The 19,418-nt window shown below is 58.3% G+C and carries 15 protein-coding genes; 10 read left to right on the top strand and 5 right to left on the bottom strand.

Annotation, left to right across the window (positions count from 1 at the left end; all coding sequences use genetic code 11):
- Nucleotides 1–84: 84 nt before the first annotated feature.
- On the bottom strand, nt 85–1,557 hold the full coding sequence (locus AACY07_RS04925) for an inorganic phosphate transporter (protein WP_133075841.1): 1,473 nt from the start codon (nt 1,555–1,557) through the stop codon (nt 85–87).
- Nucleotides 1,558–1,910: 353 nt separating this feature from the next.
- Nucleotides 1,911–2,111 carry a hypothetical protein gene (locus AACY07_RS04930; protein ID WP_133075840.1) on the bottom strand — a complete coding sequence of 67 codons (201 nt, stop codon included), beginning with the start codon at nt 2,109–2,111 and terminating at the stop codon, nt 1,911–1,913.
- 685 nt (nt 2,112–2,796) lie between these two features.
- Here AACY07_RS04930 and pcaR point away from each other — a divergent pair.
- From pcaR to pcaC, 9 genes are all read left to right on the top strand, one after another.
- Nucleotides 2,797–3,639 (top strand): pca regulon transcriptional regulator PcaR, encoded by an 843-nt coding sequence (pcaR, locus tag AACY07_RS04935; protein WP_019827874.1) that lies wholly within the window; start codon nt 2,797–2,799, stop codon nt 3,637–3,639.
- 298 nt (nt 3,640–3,937) lie between these two features.
- Complete coding sequence (locus AACY07_RS04940; protein WP_046809436.1) at nt 3,938–5,284, top strand: MFS transporter; 1,347 nt, start codon at nt 3,938–3,940, stop codon at nt 5,282–5,284.
- A gap of 156 nt (nt 5,285–5,440) precedes the next feature.
- Nucleotides 5,441–6,298 carry a CoA transferase subunit A gene (locus AACY07_RS04945; protein WP_133075838.1) on the top strand — a complete coding sequence of 286 codons (858 nt, stop codon included), beginning with the start codon at nt 5,441–5,443 and terminating at the stop codon, nt 6,296–6,298.
- Complete coding sequence (locus tag AACY07_RS04950) at nt 6,295–7,077, top strand: CoA-transferase subunit beta (protein WP_219260992.1); 783 nt, start codon at nt 6,295–6,297, stop codon at nt 7,075–7,077. Before AACY07_RS04945 ends, AACY07_RS04950 begins: the two co-directional genes overlap by 4 nt.
- Entirely contained in the window at nt 7,074–8,279 is a 1,206-nt protein-coding gene (gene pcaF, locus AACY07_RS04955; protein WP_219260782.1) for a 3-oxoadipyl-CoA thiolase, read from the top strand. Before AACY07_RS04950 ends, pcaF begins: the two co-directional genes overlap by 4 nt.
- Nucleotides 8,280–8,396: 117 nt before the next feature.
- The gene (locus AACY07_RS04960; RefSeq protein WP_019827869.1) at nt 8,397–9,689 is read left to right on the top strand and encodes an MFS family transporter; all 1,293 of its coding nucleotides are present in this window, start codon (nt 8,397–8,399) and stop codon (nt 9,687–9,689) included.
- Nucleotides 9,690–9,736: 47 nt separating this feature from the next.
- Nucleotides 9,737–11,089: a 3-carboxy-cis,cis-muconate cycloisomerase gene (locus tag AACY07_RS04965; RefSeq protein ID WP_339473711.1), complete on the top strand. Its 1,353-nt coding sequence runs from the start codon at nt 9,737–9,739 to the stop codon at nt 11,087–11,089.
- A gap of 11 nt (nt 11,090–11,100) precedes the next feature.
- Nucleotides 11,101–11,892 (top strand): 3-oxoadipate enol-lactonase, encoded by a 792-nt coding sequence (gene pcaD, locus AACY07_RS04970; RefSeq protein ID WP_339473712.1) that lies wholly within the window; start codon nt 11,101–11,103, stop codon nt 11,890–11,892.
- Nucleotides 11,893–11,902: 10 nt separating this feature from the next.
- Nucleotides 11,903–12,295 carry a 4-carboxymuconolactone decarboxylase gene (gene pcaC, locus AACY07_RS04975; RefSeq protein ID WP_133075833.1) on the top strand — a complete coding sequence of 131 codons (393 nt, stop codon included), beginning with the start codon at nt 11,903–11,905 and terminating at the stop codon, nt 12,293–12,295.
- A gap of 134 nt (nt 12,296–12,429) precedes the next feature.
- Here pcaC and AACY07_RS04980 read toward each other — a convergent pair whose 3' ends face one another.
- From AACY07_RS04980 to AACY07_RS04990, 3 genes are read right to left on the bottom strand one after another with little or no spacing between them, the layout of a single operon-like run.
- On the bottom strand, nt 12,430–13,881 hold the full coding sequence (locus AACY07_RS04980) for an AdeC/AdeK/OprM family multidrug efflux complex outer membrane factor (protein WP_339473713.1): 1,452 nt from the start codon (nt 13,879–13,881) through the stop codon (nt 12,430–12,432).
- Entirely contained in the window at nt 13,878–17,033 is a 3,156-nt protein-coding gene (locus AACY07_RS04985) for an efflux RND transporter permease subunit (RefSeq protein ID WP_339473714.1), read from the bottom strand. The genes AACY07_RS04980 and AACY07_RS04985 overlap by 4 nt, the downstream gene beginning before the upstream one ends.
- Before the next feature lie 3 nt (nt 17,034–17,036).
- Nucleotides 17,037–18,188, bottom strand: a complete 1,152-nt coding sequence (locus tag AACY07_RS04990; RefSeq protein WP_219260780.1) for an efflux RND transporter periplasmic adaptor subunit — start codon at nt 18,186–18,188, stop codon at nt 17,037–17,039.
- 265 nt (nt 18,189–18,453) lie between these two features.
- Between AACY07_RS04990 and AACY07_RS04995 the strand changes: the two genes are divergently transcribed.
- Nucleotides 18,454–19,110: a TetR family transcriptional regulator gene (locus tag AACY07_RS04995; RefSeq protein ID WP_339473716.1), complete on the top strand. Its 657-nt coding sequence runs from the start codon at nt 18,454–18,456 to the stop codon at nt 19,108–19,110.
- The last annotated feature ends 308 nt before the right edge of the window (nt 19,111–19,418 follow it).

A 19,418-nucleotide genomic window follows, 5' to 3' on the forward strand; every position in this document is an offset into this window, starting at 1 on the left:
CCTTCTCCTGGAGGATCACTGCGGGAGCAGGCATAAAAAAAGGTACGGCCCGCAAGGGACGTACCTTTTTTGTTCGGCGCAGAATCAGGCGAGTGCTTTGGAAGCCAGCCAGAACAGCGTCGCAGACAGAGCGATGGTGGCCGGTAAGGTCAACACCCACGCCATCAGGATGGTCTTGATCGTGCCGCCTTGCAGGCCGCTTTTGTTGGCGACCATCGTGCCCGCCACACCCGACGACAGAATGTGTGTCGTCGATACAGGCAGGGCGAAGATGTTGGCCATACCGATGGCAAAGGCAGTGGTGATCTGAGCCGCCATGCCCTGGGCATAAGTCATGCCTTGCTTGCCGATCTTCTCGCCGATGGTTTTAACCACGCGTTTCCAGCCAACCATTGTGCCCAGGCCCAAGGCCAGTGCGACAGCCAGAATGACCCAGAACGGGGCGTATTCTGTGGTGGCGGTCAGGTCTTTACGCAGCTTTTCGAGGTCCGCTTTTTCGCGGGAATCAAGGGCTGGCAATTTGCTGACTTTTTTCGCGGTGTCATCCAGGCAAAGCAGGTAGCGGCGGATCTCGATACGTTTTTCAGCTGGAATCGAGTGGTAGTCCGCCACGCCTTTAAGCGAGGTCAACAGAGCAGCGATGGTCGGTTCGGTCTGCTGCGGGTTGCAGCTGAACTGATCCGGGAGGTCGCCTTTGACGCTTTTGCCCAGCGCCAGGAACTCGGCCAGCGAAGCGTTGTTACGCTCGTAGAACTGGCTCAGGTGCAAGGTGGCGTCGCGAGTACGCTCGATCTGGTAGGTGGTGCTGTTCAAGTCCAGAACGAAAGCGCTTGGCACGATGCCGATCAGAACCAGCATGATCAGGCCGATGCCTTTCTGGCCATCGTTGGAGCCGTGAACGAAGCTTACGGCCATGGCCGAGATCACCAGAACCAGGCGGTTCCAGAAGGGCGGATGCTTTTTGTCGTCCAGCTTGCGGCGTTGTTCCGGGGTCTTGTGCATCTTGGATGCAGGACGCCACCACTTCAGGGCAATCAACACCAGGCCTGCAACCAGGAAACCGGCCATTGGCGAGAACACCAGCGAGGCGCCAATGTCGATCGCCTTCTGCCAGTTAACCCCTTCACTTACCGGAATGCCACTGATCAGGGCATTGGCCAGGCCTACGCCCAGGATCGAACCGATCAGGGTGTGAGAGCTTGACGCCGGAATCCCGAAATACCAGGTCCCGAGGTTCCAGGTGATGGCCGCTGCAAGCAATGAGAACACCATGGCCAGGCCATGTCCGGTGTTCACATTGACCAGCAGCTCTACCGGCAGCAGGTGGACGATGGCATATGCCACGCCGACCCCGCCCAGCAGAACGCCGAGGAAGTTGAATACACCGGAAAAGAACACCGCCAGGTGAGGCGGCATGGCTTTGGTGTAGATGACTGTCGCAACCGCGTTCGCGGTGTCATGAAAGCCGTTGATGAACTCAAACGCGAGAACAAAGGCTAGGGCGAAGAAGAGGCTGATAAGAACCCAGGCGTCCAATCCGCTTAATAGATCGATCATGAAGGTTTTCTGACACGGTCATAAAGGGGGGCGGATTATGCCAGAAAACCCCGCTAATCAATGCACTAGCTGCCCGTTGGTAACATCTATAAATGAAAAAGCTCGTAAAGGTCTTCCGCAAACGAGCGTAGGAAACTTCCCTCAAACCACTGATACCAAAGGCTATAGGGGGGTTCGAGGGGCACGCTCATGCGCTTGCGCAGGTCTGATTCGGCTACATGAAATTTATCAAATCAGACGTGGTTGCAGGATCGGTTTGGGCTCTGGCATAGCCAACAGCCACATCCGCTCATGCAAATGGCGGGTGCGCAAGGGGCAGTCTGGGGTTGCCTGTGCTGATTTTCAGGCGCAGGTCATGGCTCTTCTGCTTTGAGTTCTTTTTCAATTTTCTGGATTTCTTGGGAGAAAGCCTGGTCGAGCAGACTGGCACGTTTGCGCCAAGGTTTACGCCCGGGCTCTGACTGAGCGGCGTAGGTCGTCACTTCACCACCATAAACATCCTTGAAACGTTGTTCCTGACGCTCAAGTTCTGCGCGCAGTTCGTCTTTCGTCACTGTGTTACCTAATTGAGTTGAGATTAAACCTGGTGAATCACCGTGCCGGGAGGTTGATTCATATGACGAATGATAGACCATAAGGCAAGTGCCTATTAATAACGTCACGCTTAAATACACCACGCCATGCACGCGGCCACGTCATCAACTAAAACATGAACGCCGCCGTTGGTAAGTGTTCACCCCAAAGGGAAACAACACACGATGCACTTTACGGTTGAGCCGCGAGTACCTATTGAACTCAACGAGTTGGTTGGATCCAATCTTCCGCACAGGCTTGACCTTGTGCTCTCAATCTCTTCCTGCCCTCAAGGGCTGAGGAGTGCCACTACTATCGCCGAATAACTTTACGCCCGTCAACTTCCAAGTGAATGAGGTGTTATAAATAATCGAACACCTGCGTCGAGACACTCTATTAATACCGTGCCCGAGTAGTTGGCCCATCAAGTTATTTAACCCGGTGGCTGAACTTAACCTGAATACATATAAAACAGACGTTTTCTATCATTGATCCGACTGTTTAGCAGGGCGCTTGATTTCAATTAAAGGCGGGTGCAAGGATCACGGGCTAACTATGGGCTGTCGTCGGAACGGTCTTGAGGGTTGAGATTGCGATTATCGGCCAACGGTTCGATAATCGCCCGGCGTACCATAACTATAAATAGCTGAAGCTGGGGGGTTGGGAATGAATGATCAACTGCGCAATGGTGTAGCCAGTATCGCGCCACCGATTGTGGCGTCACCGGCCAAGCGTATTCAGGCGTTTACCGGCGATCCTGACTTCATGTCGTCGCTGGCCCGGGGCCTGGCGGTCGTGCAGGCGTTTCAGGAGCGCAAGCGGCATCTGACCATTGCGCAGATCAGCCATCGCACTGAAATCCCGCGGGCCGCAGTGCGCCGCTGCCTGTACACCCTGATCAAGCTCGGTTATGCGACCACCGATGGCCGAACTTATTCCCTGCTGCCCAAAGTGCTGACCCTGGGTCATGCCTATCTGTCGTCGACGCCGCTGGCGGTAACGGCCCAGCCGTATCTGGACCGTATGAGCGAGCAATTGCACGAGGCGTGCAACATGGCGACCCTCGAAGGCGATGACATCCTCTATATCGCCCGCTCGGCCACGACCCAGCGCCTGATCTCGGTAGATCTGTCGGTAGGTGGCCGTCTGCCTGCCTATTGCACCTCGATGGGACGCATCCTGCTGGCAGCGCTGGATGATGTGACGCTGCACGAATACCTGGCCCACGGTGAGTTCCAGGCTAAAACCAGCCGTACCCTGCACACACCCGAGGCCTTGCTTGAATGTTTGCAGCAAGTGCGGGAGCAAGGCTGGTGTGTGGTCGATCAAGAACTTGAGCAAGGCCTGCGCTCGATTGCCGTGCCGGTGTATGACGCCTCAGGGCAGGTTCTGGCGGCCTTGAACGTCAGCACCCACGCGGGTCGCGTCACCCGCACCGAGCTTGAACAGCGCTTTTTGCCGATCATGCTCAGCGCCAGCCGCGAGCTGAGTACCCAGCTGTTCAGTTGATGCAGCGGCTACTAAGCGTTCGATAAACGCACACTTAAGCGTTTATCGAATTGCGTGCTGGCAGTGCGCTGCTTAATGTCGCCTCAGCGCCCCGTTCGAAGTTCGCTGCGCGTTCTTCAGCACCTGGCCAAAATAATAATGAAGAGGCTACACGCCATGAGCACCCCCATCTGTCCGTCATTGACGCAGTCACTGCGCAGTCGCCCTAAGATTCGCTGATCCCCCGATAGTTTTTAGTGTGAGCCGCCAGCCTCTGGCCGGTTTTTGTTCGCCCTGGTTTTTACTCGGTATAAAAATAATGAATTCACCCCAGTCTCCCGTCGGCAACTGCCTTGATGTGCAGTCCTTCATCAATGCTCAACCCTTGTCACGCTACCAGTGGCGCGTCGTGATCCTGTGTTTTCTGATTGTTTTCCTCGATGGCCTGGACACCGCTGCAATGGGCTTTATTGCACCGGCGCTGTCTCAGGACTGGGGCATAGACCGCGCCAGCCTGGGGCCGGTCATGAGTGCCGCCCTGATCGGCATGGTGTTCGGTGCATTGGGTTCGGGGCCGCTAGCGGACCGTTTTGGTCGCAAAGTGGTACTGGTGGTCGCGGTACTGGTTTTTGGCGGGTTCAGCCTGGCGTCGGCCTACAGCACCAACGTGGATCAATTGCTGGTATTGCGGTTCTTGACCGGTTTGGGCCTGGGGGCCGGGATGCCCAATGCCACCACGTTGCTGTCGGAGTACACCCCTGAACGCCACAAGTCCTTGCTGGTGACCGGCATGTTCTGCGGCTTCAACCTGGGCATGGCCGCAGGCGGGTTTGTCTCGGCCAAGCTGATCCCAATGTATGGCTGGCACAGCCTGCTGCTGATCGGCGGGGTGTTGCCGCTGATCCTGACCCTGGTTTTAGTGGTGTGGCTGCCTGAATCCGCGCGTTTTCTGGTCGTACGCAATCGCAGTATTGAGCTTGTGCGCAAAGCCTTGGCCCCGATCAACCCGGCAGTTGTGGCTCAAGCTGCAAGCTTCAGTGTGCCGGAGCAAAAGACCGTCAAGGCCCGCAACGTGTTTGCGGTGATTTTTTCCGGCACCTACAGCACGGGCACCTTGTTGCTGTGGCTCACCTATTTCATGGGGCTGGTGATTGTGTATCTGCTCACCAGCTGGCTACCGACGTTGATGCGTGACAGTGGCGCAAGCATGGAGCAGGCGGCATTCATTGGCGCACTGTTCCAGTTCGGCGGGGTACTGAGTGCGGTGGGAGTGGGTTGGGCGATGGACCGATTCAATCCGCACAAGGTGATCGGTATTTTCTACCTGCTGGCCGGGGTGTTTGCCTACGCTGTGGGCCAGAGCCTGGGCAACATCACCCTGCTCGCCACCCTGGTGCTGGTGGCCGGTATGTGTGTGAACGGTGCGCAATCGGCAATGCCTTCTTTGGCTGCACGTTTCTACCCGACCCAAGGCCGCGCCACGGGGGTGTCCTGGATGCTTGGCATTGGCCGCTTCGGTGCCATTCTGGGGGCCTGGATGGGCGCGACGCTGCTGGGACTGGGCTGGAACTTCGAGCAAGTGCTGACCGCACTGGTGATTCCAGCGGCCCTGGCAACGGCTGCGGTACTGATCAAGGGCATGGTCAGCCATGCGGACGCAACCTGATCGTTGTCGTGCTAACTATGTGTTCGATTAACGAACACATAGTCGATTATCGGATTGTTTGGGCGAAAGCTGCGGCTTAATCTGCTGAACATCCGGTGTCGCGCTGGCGCACCTTCTACAACCGCAGTGGCTTACAAAAAACGGGAGCTACCCCAGATGGCAGAGATAATTTCCTTACACGACGCGGTGAAACAATTTGTGAGCGATGGCGACACCGTTGCCCTTGAAGGTTTCACCCACCTGATCCCGACTGCAGCGGGTCATGAAATCATCCGCCAGGGCAAGAAAGACCTGACCCTGGTGCGGATGACACCTGACCTGGTTTACGACCAGTTGATCGGCGCCGGTTGTGCACGAAAATTGATCTTTTCCTGGGGTGGTAATCCGGGCGTTGGTTCGCTGCACCGTCTGCGCGATGCCGTTGAAAAGCAGTGGCCGCAGCCGCTGGAAATCGAAGAGCACAGCCATGCCGACCTGGCCAACGCCTACGTGGCGGGTGCCTCGGGCCTGCCGTTTGCCGTGCTGCGCGCCTACGCCGGTTCTGATCTGCCCAAGGTCAACCCGCTGATCAAGACGGTGACTTGCCCGTTTACGGGTGAAGTCCTGGCCGCTGTGCCGGCGGTACGCCCGGACGTGACGGTGATTCATGCGCAAAAGGCTGACCGCAAAGGCAACGTGCTGCTGTGGGGCATTTTGGGTGTACAGAAAGAAGCGGCGTTGGCGGCCAAGCGCTGCATCGTCACGGTTGAAGAAATCGTTGATGACCTGCAAGCCCCGATGAACGCCTGCGTATTGCCAACCTGGGCACTTAGCGCGGTATGCCATGTACCGGGCGGTGCGCATCCTTCCTACGCTCACGGTTATACCGAGCGCGATAACCGTTTCTATCAGGCGTGGGACCCTATCGCCCGCGACCGCGAGACCTTTACGGCCTGGATTAACGAATACATCCACGGCACTGCGAATTTCAGCGAGTTCCAGGCCAAGCTGGCCCGCGCTTCGGAGGCAAAATAATGACTTACTCCACCAACGAAATGATGACCGTCGCCGCCGCTCGCCGCTTGAAAAACGGTTCTGTGTGTTTTGTCGGGATCGGCCTGCCTTCCAAGGCGGCCAACCTGGCACGCCTGACTTCATCGCCTGATGTGGTGCTGATCTACGAATCCGGTCCGATTGGTGCCAAACCGGATGTATTGCCGCTGTCGATTGGTGACGGTGAACTGGCTGAAACCGCCGACACGGTCGTATCCACCAGCGAAATCTTCCGTTACTGGCTGCAAGGCGGCCGGGTCGATGTGGGCTTTCTGGGCGCGGCCCAGGTCGACCGCTTCGGCAATATCAACACCACAGTGGTCGGCGACTATCACCAGCCAAAAGTGCGCCTGCCAGGTGCAGGTGGTGCGCCGGAAATCGCCGGGTCGGCGAAAAGCGTGCTGATTATCCTCAAGCAGTCGGCCCGTTCATTTGTCGACAAACTGGACTTCATCACCTCGGTCGGTCATGGCGAAGGCGGCGACTCGCGCAAGCGTCTGGGCCTGCCAGGTGCCGGTCCTGTCGGGATCATCACTGACCTGTGCACCATGGAACCTGAAGAGCAGACCAACGAATTCGTGGTCACTGCGCTGCACCCGGGTGTGACCCGCGAGCAAGTCATCGCGGCCACCGGCTGGGCCATTCGTTTTGCCGATAACGTGCAGCAGACGGCGGCACCGACCGACGTGGAGCTGACGGCCTTGCGCGATCTGGAAGCACGCACTGCACTGGCCCACGGCCAGGCACCGGGAGAAGCGTGATGCGTGAAGTTTTTATCTGTGACGCGATTCGCACCCCCATTGGCCGTTTTGGCGGTGGTCTGGCAACGGTTCGTGCGGATGACCTGGCTGCAGCACCAATCAAGGCACTGATCGAGCGCAACCCTGGCGTGAAATGGGACGAAGTCGACGAAGTGTTTTTCGGCTGCGCCAACCAGGCCGGTGAAGACAATCGCAACGTGGCCCGCATGGCTGCGTTGCTGGCCGGGCTGGCGCCAACCATTCCCGGCGTCACGCTCAACCGCCTGTGTGCCTCGGGTATGGATGCCATCGGTACGGCGTTCCGCGCCATTGCCAGCGGTGAAATGGAACTGGCGATTGCCGGAGGTGTTGAGTCCATGTCACGCGCGCCCTTTGTGATGGGCAAGGCCGATGCGGCGTTCTCGCGCAACATGAAGCTGGAAGACACGACCATCGGCTGGCGTTTCATTAACCCGCTGATGAAAGCCCAGTACGGTGTCGATCCGATGCCACAGACGGCGGACAACGTGGCCGACGAGTACAACATTTCCCGTGCAGACCAGGACGCTTTCGCCCTGCGCAGCCAGCAACGGACTGCGGCTGCCCAGGCTGCAGGTTACTTCGCCGAAGAAATCGTGCCGGTACGTATTGCCCATAAAAAGGGCGAAACCATCGTTGAGCATGATGAACATCCCCGTGCGGATACCAGCCTCGAAACACTGGGCAAACTCAAGCCGGTCAACGGCCCGGACAAGACCGTCACTGCGGGCAATGCCTCGGGGGTAAACGACGGTGCGGCGGCGCTGATTCTGGCGTCGGCCGAGGCGGTCAAGCGTCATGGCCTGACCGCTCGCGCCCGAGTCCTGGGCATGGCCAGCGCCGGTGTGGCGCCGCGTGTCATGGGCATCGGCCCGGTGCCTGCGGTACGCAAGCTGGTTGAGCGCCTGGGTCTGGCGGTCAGCGATTTTGATGTGATCGAACTCAACGAAGCGTTCGCCAGCCAAGGCCTGGCCGTATTGCGGGAATTGGGCCTGGCTGACGACGCGCCGCAGGTTAACCCCAACGGCGGGGCAATTGCCCTGGGCCACCCGCTGGGCATGAGCGGGGCACGAATTGTGATGACCGCCCTGCATCAGTTGGAAAAAACCGGCGGCAAGAAAGGCCTGGCCACCATGTGCGTGGGTGTTGGGCAAGGTCTGGCATTGGCGATAGAACGGGTCTGATAGCGCTGAAGTCAAAGCCGGACGACTGCAGCCTCAGTCGTTCGGCTTATTGCGGTTGCGGCGCTATATGTTGCAAGGTGTGTCTGATTGCAACTAAAACCTGATGAGTAAATAAACATGACAACAGAAACTCACTACACAGGAGAGGAACGTAAAAAAAGGATCTTTGCGATTGTCGGTGCGTCTTCCGGCAACCTTGTCGAATGGTTCGACTTTTACGTTTACGCCTTCTGCGCGATTTACTTTGCGCCTGCTTTTTTCCCTTCAGATGACCCCACGGTGCAGTTGCTCAACACCGCCGGTGTGTTTGCGGCCGGTTTTCTGATGCGCCCCATCGGTGGCTGGCTTTTTGGCCGGGTCGCCGACAAGCACGGGCGAAAGAATTCAATGATGATCTCGGTGCTGATGATGTGCGCCGGCTCGCTGGTGATTGCCTGTTTGCCTACCTACGCCTCGATCGGGGCCTGGGCGCCGGCCCTGCTGTTGATGGCGCGACTGTTTCAGGGGCTGTCGGTAGGGGGCGAGTACGGGACCACGGCGACTTATATGAGTGAAGTGGCGCTCAAGGGCCAGCGTGGCTTCTTTGCCTCTTTTCAGTATGTAACGCTGATCGGCGGCCAGTTGCTGGCTGTACTGGTCGTGGTGATTCTTCAACAGTTCCTGTCAGAAGATGAGCTGCGGGCCTGGGGCTGGCGCGTACCGTTTGTAATCGGTGCCATTGCAGCGCTGATTTCGTTGATGCTGCGTCGCACCCTTAAAGAAACCACCAGCGCCGAAACCCGTCAGGATAAGGATGCTGGCAGTGTGAGGGCGTTGTTCCGCGACCATAAAGCGGCGTTCATTACCGTGCTGGGTTACACCGCTGGCGGCTCGCTGATTTTCTACACCTTTACCACCTATATGCAGAAGTACCTGGTGAACACGGCTGGCATGCATGCCAAAACCGCCAGTTACATCATGACCGGCGCGCTCTTTCTTTATATGTGCATGCAGCCGCTGTTTGGCATGCTGGCGGACAAGATCGGTCGACGTAACAACATGCTCTGGTTTGGTGCGTTGGGTACGCTGTGTACGGTACCGATCCTGCTGACCCTTAAAACCATCAGCAGCCCGTTTCTGGCCTTTGTGCTGATTACGTTGGCGCTGGCGATTGTCAGCTTCTACACCTCGATCAGCGGCCTGGTCAAAGCCGAGATGTTCCCGCCGCAGGTGCGTGCGTTGGGTGTGGGGCTGGCGTATGCGGTGGCCAACGCGATCTTTGGTGGATCGGCGGAATATGTGGCGTTGGGGCTCAAGTCGATGGGCATGGAAAACAGCTTCTACTGGTATGTGACGGTCATGATGGCCATTGCTTTCCTGTTCAGCTTCCGCTTGCCCAAGCAGCCCAAGTACCTGCACCACGATCTGTGATGTACCCGCGCGCGCCATCGGTGGCGCGCGCTTTCTAAGGAAGGTTTATGAGTCATCAGCTTTTCGATGCGTACTTTACGGCCAAGGCCATGGGCGAGGTCTTTAGCGACCAAGGCCGGGTCCAGGCCATGCTCGACGTCGAAGCGGCCCTGGCCCGGGCGCAGGCCGGGGTCGGGGTGATTCCTCACGCTGCGCTCGCGCCGATTACAGCGGCGTGTCGCGCTGAACTCTACGACTTCGAGGCCCTGGGCCTGGCGATCGCCAGTGCCGGGAATTCGGCGATCCCCCTGGTCAAAGCCCTGGGGAAACAGATTGCCAGTACCGCGCCCGAGGCCGAGCGTTATGTGCACTTGGGCGCCACCAGCCAGGACATCATGGACACCGGGCTGGTGCTGCAACTGCGTGCTGCACTGGGGCTGATCGAGGCTGATCTGGTACGGCTTGCCGATGTCCTGGCGCAACAGGCCCAGCGCTATGCCACTACGCCTTTGGCAGGGCGTACATGGCTGCAACAGGCCACGCCGGTCACACTGGGGATGAAGATCGCCAGTTGGTTGGGTGCCGTTACCCGCAACCGCCAACGCCTTGATGAGCTGAAACCGCGTTTGCTGTGCCTGCAATTTGGTGGAGCCTCGGGCACCCTGGCGGCCCTGGGCGATCAGGGGATGCCGGTGGCACAGGCGCTGGCCAACGAGTTGGGGCTCAACCTGCCTGAGCAACCCTGGCATACCCAGCGTGATCGTCTGGTGGAGTTCGGTGCGGTTCTAGGTTTGATCGCCGGTGGTCTTGGCAAGATAGGCCGGGATATCAGCCTGCTGATGCAAACCGAGGCCGCTGAAGTGTTTGAACCGTCGGCGCCGGGCAAGGGCGGTTCTTCGACCATGCCCCACAAGCGCAACCCCGTGGGCTCTGCGGTGTTGATCAGCGCCGCGACACGGGTGCCGGGGCTGCTCAGCATCCTGTACAGCGCCATGCCCCAGGAGCACGAGCGCAGCCTGGGCCTGTGGCATGCCGAGTGGGAAACCCTGCCCGAAATTTGCTGCGTGGTGTCCGGTGCGCTGGTACAGGCCTTGAACATTGCCCAAGGGCTGGAAGTGGACCGCGAGCGCATGGCGCGCAATCTTGACCTGACCCACGGGCTGGTGCTGGCCGAAGCGGTGAGCATCGTGCTGGCCCAGAGGGTAGGGCGCGAAACGGCGCACCATCTGCTTGAGCAGTGTTGCAAGCGTGCAGTGGCCCAACAGCGTCACTTGCGAGCGGTATTAGGCGATGAGCCGCAAATCACCGCACACCTGAGTGCAGACGAACTGGATCGCTTGCTCGATCCGGCCCATTACCTTGGCCAGGCGACGACGTGGGTCGAGCGTGCGCGGGCTGAACATTTTGCGTTGGTCCTCTAAAGGAGAAGCTCGTGGGACGTGTACAACTCGCTGAAGGTGAACTCAACTACCGGCTGGACGGTCCGCAAGGCGCGCCGGTGCTGGTGTTGTCCAATTCCCTGGGGACTGATCTGGGGATGTGGGATACGCAGATTCCGGCATTCGCCGAGCATTTCCAGGTAGTGCGTTACGACACCCGTGGTCATGGCCAGTCTCTGGTGACCGAGGGCCCTTACAGTATCGAGCAACTGGGCGGCGACGTTCTGGCACTGCTGGATGCACTGCATATCGAACGGGCGCATTTTTGCGGGCTGTCGATGGGAGGGTTGATTGGCCAATGGCTGGGGATCAATGCCGGTAATCGCTTGCACAAGCTGGTGGTGTGCAACACCGCTGCCAAAATTGGCGAGCCTTCGGTATGGAACCCGCGAATCGAAATGGTCTTGCGGGACGGCGCACAGGCGATGGCCGGGCTGCGTGACGCCTCGATTGCACGCTGGTTTACCCCTGATTTTGCCCAGGCCAATCCCGGGCAGGCCAAGCGTATAACCGACATGCTCGCCGCGACTTCGCCACAGGGTTACGCCGCCAACTGTGCCGCTGTGCGCGATGCAGACTTTCGCGATCAACTGGGTGCCATAGAGGTGCCCATGCTGGTGATTGCGGGCACTGAAGATGCGGTCACGCCGCCTGCGGGCAGCCATTTCATTCAGGAACAGGTGCGAGGCGCGCAGTACGCCGAATTTTATGCCGCGCACCTGTCCAACGTGCAGGCGGGCGATGCGTTCAGCCAGCGCGTACTGCAATTTTTGTCAGCGGTCTGAGGAGTTTTTTGTGGACGAGAAACAACGTTACGACGAAGGCATGCAAGTACGCCGGGCAGTGTTGGGTGATGCCCATGTCGATCGCAGCCTTAACGCCCTGACCGAGTTCAACAGCGAGTTCCAGGAAATGATCACCCGCCATGCCTGGGGTGACATCTGGACCCGCCCGGGTTTGCCGCGCCATACCCGCAGCCTGATCACCATCGCGATGCTGATCGGCATGAACCGCAATGAAGAGCTGAAACTGCATTTGCGTGCTGCGGCCAACAATGGCGTGAGCCGTGCCGAGATCAAGGAAGTGATCATGCAGAGCGCCATCTACTGCGGCATTCCGGCGGCCAATGCGACGTTCCACCTGGCCGAGTCGGTGTGGGATGAGTTGGGGGTCGAGTCGCGGGTGTAATCGATTCATGGGGGAGCGAGCTTCACGGTTTGCCAGGCGAACCGAGGTGATGCCATCGCGAGCAAGCCCGCTCCCACAAGGGTCATAAACAACAAACCCGCCTATTGGCGGGTTTGTTGTTTAACCGTTACGCATCAAGCCTTCGGTGGCTGATCCGAAACAGGGCGGTCTTGCCCGGTCTGTTCGAACCAGCCGCCACCCAATGCCTTGTACAGCGTGACTTCACTGGTCAGCTGCGAAAGACGATCGGTGATCAGTGATTGCTGGGCGCTGAACAACGAGCGCTGGGCATCAAGGAACGTCAGGTTGCTGTCGATCCCAATCCGATAACGACGTTCGGCTAACCGGTAGTAATCCTGGTTGGCGTTGACGAAATCGGTTTGTGCCTGCAACTGCTGGTTGTAGGTCTGACGCGCAGCCAGGCCGTCAGAGACTTCCTGGAAGGCGGTCTGGATCGTTTTCTCATACTGAGAAACGGTGATTTCCTTCTGGATCTTCGAGTAGTCCAGGCTGGCGCGCAAAGCCCCTGCGTTAAAGATCGGCAGGTTGATCTGCGGCGAAAACAGCCAGGTGCCCGAACCACCCTTGAACAGCCCCGACAGGTCAGGGCTCAAGGTCCCGGCATTGGCCGTGAGGCTGATGCTGGGGAAGAACGCAGCCCGTGCCGCGCCGATGTTGGCGTTGGCCGCCAACAGCTTGTGCTCGGCTTCGAGGATGTCCGGACGACGCTGCAGCAAGTCTGATGGCAAGCCAGCAGGTACTTCGCTCAACAGGTCGGCTGCCAGCGGCTTGGCGGCCGGCAGGTTGTCCGGGATGGTGGTGCCAAGCAGCAGTGCCAGGCTGTTCTGATCCTGAGCCACCTGACGGGTGTACCTGGCCAGCTGGACCTTGGCGTTTTCCACCGAGGTACGGGACTGGCTCACATCCAGTGCCGAGGCCACACCCACTTCATTGCTGCGCAAGGTGAGCTTGTAGCTCTCATCGAACGTCTTGAGCGTGTCTTCGGTCAGTTTCAGCAGCTCTTTGTCAGCCTGCCAGGTCAGGTAGGCATTGGCGACACTGGCGACCAGACTGATCTGGGTGCTGCGTCGGGCTTCTTCGGTTGCAAAGTAGTTCTGCAGAGCCTGATCGCTCAGGCTGCGAACCCGTCCGAACAAGTCCAGCTCATACGCGCTGACCCCAAGGGTCGCCGAATAACTGCTGGTGATCCCCGATTCGCCGGTTTGCGACATGCGCGCCGGAGTGCGCTGTCGGCTGCCGCTGGCAGTGGCCGAGACGGCCGGGAACAGATCGGCACGTTGAATGCGGTACTGCGCGGCATAGGCGTCAATGTTCAGCGCCGCGACCCGCAGGTCGCGGTTGTTCACCAGCGCGGTTTGAATCAGCTGCTGCAGTGCCGGGTCATGGAAAAACTGACGCCAGCCTTGTTCTGCAGCGGCCTTGTTGGCCGCCTCGGTTGGCGAGTAGGCCGGGCCTTGCGGGTATTGCGCCGCTACCGGCGCTTCAGGGCGCTGGTAGTCGGGGATCAGCGAGCAGCCGCTCAGCGTTAACGCTGCGACAGCTACTGCGAGAAGCGACTTGCTCATTGGCCAGCCTCTTGGTTTGGAGTTTTAGTCAGATCCACTTTCGTCTTCGACTCTTTTTTGCTGCCAATGGACGATACGGCCACAAAGAACAGCGGTACCCAGAACACGGCCAGTACGGTAGCGGTGATCATGCCACCGATAACACCGGTACCAATAGCGTGCTGGCTGCCCGAACCTGCGCCCGTGGAAATGGCCAGGGGGATCACACCCAGTACAAACGCCAGCGAGGTCATGATGATCGGACGCAGACGCATGCGGCACGCTTCGATCGCAGCCTCCGTCAATGTTCGTCCTTGTTCATGCAGCTCCTTGGCAAACTCGACGATCAGAATGGCGTTTTTCGATGCCAGACCGATGGTCGTGAGCAAGCCCACCTGGAAGTACACGTCGTTGGACAACCCTCGCAGGCTGGTAGCCATCAGTGCACCGATAATCCCCAGAGGCACAACGAGCATGACTGCAATCGGGATCGACCAGCTTTCGTACAGTGCGGCAAGGCACAAGAACACCATCAGCAAGGAGATTGCGTACAGGGCAGGTGCTTGCGAACCTGACAGACGTTCCTCAAATGACAGCCCCGTCCAGGAAATACCCACACCTGGCGGCAGTTTTTTCGCCAGGGCTTCGACTTCGGCCATGGCTTGACCGCTGCTGTAGCCAGGCGCTGGAGAACCGAGGATTTCCATCGCTTCTACGCCGTTATAGCGCGACAGCTTCGGAGGGCCGTAGATCCATTTGCCTTTGGCGAATGCCGAGAACGGCACCATGGTCCCTTCGCTGTTACGCACGAACCACTTCTTCAGGTCTTCCGGGTTCATCCGCGAGTCCGCTGCACCTTGCAGGAACACCTTCTTCACACGGCCGTGGTCGATGAAGTCGTTGACGTAGCTGGCACCCAGGCCGATCGAGAGCGTGTTGTTGATGTCACTCAGCTCGACGCCCAGGGCGCGCGCGGCTTCATCGTCGATTTCCAGTTGGTACTGCGGCTCATCGTTCAAGCCGTTTGGACGTACGCCTGCCAGGATCTTGCTTTGTGCAGCCATCCCCAGGAACTGGTTACGGGCGGCCATCAGCTTCTCGTGACCGATACCGGAGCGGTCTTGCAGGTAAACGTCAAAACCGGTGGCGTTACCCAATTCCATAACGGCCGGCGGAGCAAAGGCGAACACCATTGCGTCGCGGAAGGTAGAGAAGTGCGCCTGAGCACGGGCAGCCAGTGCAAACACGCTGTTGTCCGCATCTCGCTCGCCCCAGGGCTTGAGCATGATGAACGCAAGGCCCGAGCTTTGACCGCGACCGGCGAAGTTGAAGCCGTTTACGGTGAACACGGAAGACACCGCTCCCGACTCGTCTTTCAACAGGTACTCACGCATCCTGTCGATCACATCCTGAGTGCGTTCTGCCGTGGTGCCCGCGGGGGTTTGTACCTGTGCAAACAGTACGCCCTGGTCTTCTTCCGGAAGGAATGAAGTAGGAATACGGGTAAACAGGAACACCATGCCGACCACGATCAGTACGTAAGCCAGCAGGTACGGAGCCTTGTGGCGCAGGATGCTGCCTACACCTTTCTCGTAGCGTTTGACGCCACTGTCGAAGGTGCGGTTGAACCAGCCGAAGAATCCGCGCTTGTTCTCACCGTGATCACCCTTCTGGATAGGCTTGAGCATGGTGGCGCACAGCGCCGGGGTGAAGATCAATGCAACCAGCACCGACAGGGCCATCGCCGAAACGATCGTGATCGAGAACTGTTTGTAAATCACACCGGTGGAGCCGCTGAAGAAGGCCATTGGCAGCAGTACCGCCGACAGCACCAGAGCGATACCCACCAGGGCACCCTGGATCTGCTCCATGGATTTCTTGGTGGCTTCCTTGGGCGGCAGGCCTTCTTCGGCCATTACCCGCTCGACGTTTTCCACCACCACAATCGCATCGTCCACCAGCAAGCCGATGGCCAGGACCATGCCGAACATGGTCAGGGTGTTGATGCTGAAACCAGCAGCGGCCAGGATGCCGAACGTACCGAGCAATACAACAGGCACCGTCATCGTGGTGATGATGGTGGCGCGGAAGTTTTGCAGGAACAGGAACATCACCAGGAACACCAGTACGACGGCTTCAACCAGGGTTTCAACAACACCCTTGATCGATGCGGAGACCACTGGCGTGGTGTCATACGGGTAAACGACTTTCATGCCTTGCGGAAAGAACGGTTCCAGGTCTTCGATGGTCTTGTGCAGTGCTTTTGCGGTGTCCAGAGCGTTGGAACCCGGCGCCAGCTTGATCGCCAGGCCCGAAGACGGCTTGCCGTTGAACTGTGCGCTGATGCTGTAGTTCTCACCACCCAGCCCAACCTCGGCCACATCGCTCAGGCGAACCTGGGAACCGTCGGAGTTGACCTTGAGCAGGATCTTTTTGAACTGCTCGGCGGTTTGCAGACGGGTCTTGCCGATGATGGTTGCGTTCAGCTCCTGACCTTTGACGGCAGGCAGGCCGCCCAGTTGCCCGGAGGACACCTGTACGTTCTGCGCGCTGATGGCGGATTTAACGTCCACCGGGGTCAGGTTGTATTTGTTCAGCTTGGCCGGGTCGAGCCAGATACGCATGGCGTACTGGGCACCGAACACCTGGAAGTCGCCCACACCTTCGGTACGGGAAATCGGGTCCTGCATGTTGGAGACGATGTAGTTCGACAAGTCGTCCTTGTTCATGCTGCCGTCTTCGGACACCACGCCGATGACCATCAGGAAGTTTTTAACCGCCTTGGTCACACGGATACCTTGCTGCTGAACCTCTTGAGGCAGCAGTGGGGTCGCCAGGTTGAGCTTGTTCTGTACTTGAACCTGAGCGGTGTCAGGGTCTGTACCTTGCTCGAAGGTGGCGGTGATGCTCATGCTGCCGTCGGAGTTGCTTTCCGACGACACATATCGCAGGTGGTCAATACCGTTGAGCTGTTGCTCGATCACCTGAACCACGGTGTCCTGCACGGTTTGCGCCGAAGCGCCCGGGTAGGTCACGGAGATCGAGATGGCCGGTGGCGCAATGCTCGGGTATTGGTTGATCGGCAGTTTGAGGATCGATAGAGCCCCGACCAGCATGATCACCAGGGCAATTACCCAGGCGAAAATCGGACGGTCGATAAAAAATTTCGACATGGTTTACTCCCCTTTACTGCCTGCAGCTTTTTCTGTTGCCGGGGCAGATGCCGGGGTTTCGCCTTGTGGCTTGTCCATGATCTTGACTTCAATGCCAGGCTTGATGAACTGCAGGCCGTCGGTAATCAAACGGTCGCCCGGGTTCAGGCCTTTCTCAACCAGCCAGTCGCTGCCGACCGTGCGTGAAGCTTGCAGTACACGCATTTCAACCTTGTTGTCGGGACCCACGATCAAAGCCGTTGGTTGGCCCTTGAGGTTGTGGGTCACGCCGATCTGAGGCGCCAGGATCGCATTGCTGTCGATGCCTGCTTCCAGTTGCGCGTGGACAAACATGCCCGGCAGCAGGGTTTCGTCAGGGTTCGGGAACACGGCGCGCAAGGTCACGGAGCCAGTGGCTTCATCGACCGAGACTTCGGAGAACTCAAGGCGACCTTCTTGCGGATACTCGCTGCCATCTGGAAGGGTCAGCTTGACCTTGGCGGCGTTGTCACCGGCTTTCTTCAGGCGGCCGCTGGCCAGATCGCGGCGCAGTTCGAGCATCTCGACCGAGGACTGGGTGACGTCGACGTAAATCGGGTCCAGTTGGGTGATCACGGCCAATGCGTTTGCCTGGCCACTGGTCACCAGTGCGCCTTCAGTGAACAGCGAGCGACCAATACGACCGGTCAGCGGAGCCAGAACCTTGGTGTAACGCAGGTTGACCTGGGCCGTGTTCAGCGCGGCTTCGGCTTCGAGGCGTGCAGCTTGGGCGTTGTCATATTCCTGGCGGCTGACAGCTTGCTCGGCGACCAATTGCTTGTAGCGATCAGCCAGGGATTTGGCCGATTGCAACGTGGCACGGGCGCTCAGTACGGCGCTTTCATAGATCGCTGGATCGATTTGATACAGCTGCTGGCCGATTTTGACGTCGCTGCCTTCTTTAAAGAGGCGCTTGAGGATGATGCCATTTACCTGGGGGCGAACTTCTGCCGAGCGATAAGACGCGGTGCGGCCTGGCAGGTCGGTGGTCAAGGTAAAAGGCTGGGTTTTCAGCGTGACGACGCCGACCTGAGGGATTTGCGGGGCAGGTGCTGCCTCTTCCTTTTTGCATCCGCTGAGCAGCGAAGCTAGGGCGATGGCAGCAACCAGAGCGGTAACAGCTGGCTTGAATTGCATGAAAATCCTCGGGTCAGGCACGCGAAAGCGCACAAGAATAGTGGAAGGGTAAAGAAAGCTGTTCCGGGTGGATAAGTAGCTTGCTAAGGAATATACTTACATTCATGTCTGTTTGTAAATAGCGGGGCACTGTCTCGCCAGGCATTACAGGATCCCTTTTCAAGCCTGTAGTAGACCGGGATAAGGCACAACAAACGCCACCCGATGTTGGTCCGGACGAGTGATCGCAACGGCCCGGATCCTCCTGATTGAGGTTGTAATTGCCATGGTGCGTCGTACCAAAGAAGAAGCGCTTGAAACCCGGAGCAAAATCCTCGAAGCGGCCGAGCAGGCCTTTTATGAGCGAGGTGTTGCACGCACGACGCTGGCAGATATTGCCGCGCTGGCGGGCGTTACCCGTGGTGCAATTTACTGGCACTTCAGCAACAAGGCAGAGCTGGTCCAAGCCATGCTCGACAGCCTGCATGAGCCGTTGGATGAGATGGCCAAGGCCAGTGAAAGCGAGAACGAGGTTGATCCACTTGGCTGCATGCGCCAACTGTTGATTCATTTGTTTCGCCAAGTTGCCATTGATCCGAAAACCCGGCGTATCAATGAAATTTTGTTCCATAAGTGCGAATTCACTGACGAAATGTGTGATTTACGGGCTCAGCGCCAGGTAGCGATGGTCGATTGCAACAGCAGGATCGAGCTTGCCCTGAGCAATGCCATTCACCGTCAACAACTCCCTGATAATCTGGATGCACGCCGTGCTGCTATCTGCCTGCATGCCTATATCGACGGAATTCTCGGACAATGGCTGCTGGTTCCCAACAGCTTCGATCTTTACAACGAAGCTGAATCCTGGGTCGACACCGGGCTGGATATGTTGCGTTTAAGCCCGACACTGCGAATCTGCGGCGATATCCGAGAGGGAGTCTAGTAGGCTCAAGCCATATGGCGAGTGAAGTTTTTCCCCTCTGGGCCATTTGATGGTAGCAGGCAGTTATATACGTCTAGCTCGCGGGTTTAAAGTTAGCGAGCTACGTATTTTGTAGTTAAATTGTTATCGCTTGGTTAAACCTCCTACGGCCACGGGTGAATAACCCTAAGCCAAAGCAGTTGAGTGGAGGCTGAACGGCTACATCCTTTCTGGTTATTTCTTTCAATCAACCCTTCCTGCGTCGGCTGCCCTACACTTGAGCGACGCTTTGGCTACACGCCAAAGCAGCCAGAATCGGGGAGCGGGCG

The sequence above is a fragment of the Pseudomonas sp. RL_5y_Pfl2_69 genome, assembly GCF_963970465.1.
GTDB lineage: Bacteria > Pseudomonadota > Gammaproteobacteria > Pseudomonadales > Pseudomonadaceae > Aquipseudomonas.

Bases quoted from the DNA above. Each gene is read 5' to 3' on its own strand.
- AACY07_RS04925 (WP_133075841.1), bottom strand. From the start codon at position 1,557: ATGATCGATCTATTAAGCGGATTGGACGCCTGGGTTCTTATCAGCCTC.
- pcaR (WP_019827874.1), top strand. From the start codon at position 2,797: ATGAATGATCAACTGCGCAATGGTGTAGCCAGTATCGCGCCACCGATT.
- AACY07_RS04940 (WP_046809436.1), top strand. From the start codon at position 3,938: ATGAATTCACCCCAGTCTCCCGTCGGCAACTGCCTTGATGTGCAGTCC.
- AACY07_RS04945 (WP_133075838.1), top strand. From the start codon at position 5,441: ATGGCAGAGATAATTTCCTTACACGACGCGGTGAAACAATTTGTGAGC.
- AACY07_RS04960 (WP_019827869.1), top strand. From the start codon at position 8,397: ATGACAACAGAAACTCACTACACAGGAGAGGAACGTAAAAAAAGGATC.
- AACY07_RS04965 (WP_339473711.1), top strand. From the start codon at position 9,737: ATGAGTCATCAGCTTTTCGATGCGTACTTTACGGCCAAGGCCATGGGC.
- AACY07_RS04980 (WP_339473713.1), bottom strand. From the start codon at position 13,881: ATGAGCAAGTCGCTTCTCGCAGTAGCTGTCGCAGCGTTAACGCTGAGC.
- AACY07_RS04985 (WP_339473714.1), bottom strand. From the start codon at position 17,033: ATGTCGAAATTTTTTATCGACCGTCCGATTTTCGCCTGGGTAATTGCC.
- AACY07_RS04990 (WP_219260780.1), bottom strand. From the start codon at position 18,188: ATGCAATTCAAGCCAGCTGTTACCGCTCTGGTTGCTGCCATCGCCCTA.
- AACY07_RS04995 (WP_339473716.1), top strand. From the start codon at position 18,454: ATGGTGCGTCGTACCAAAGAAGAAGCGCTTGAAACCCGGAGCAAAATC.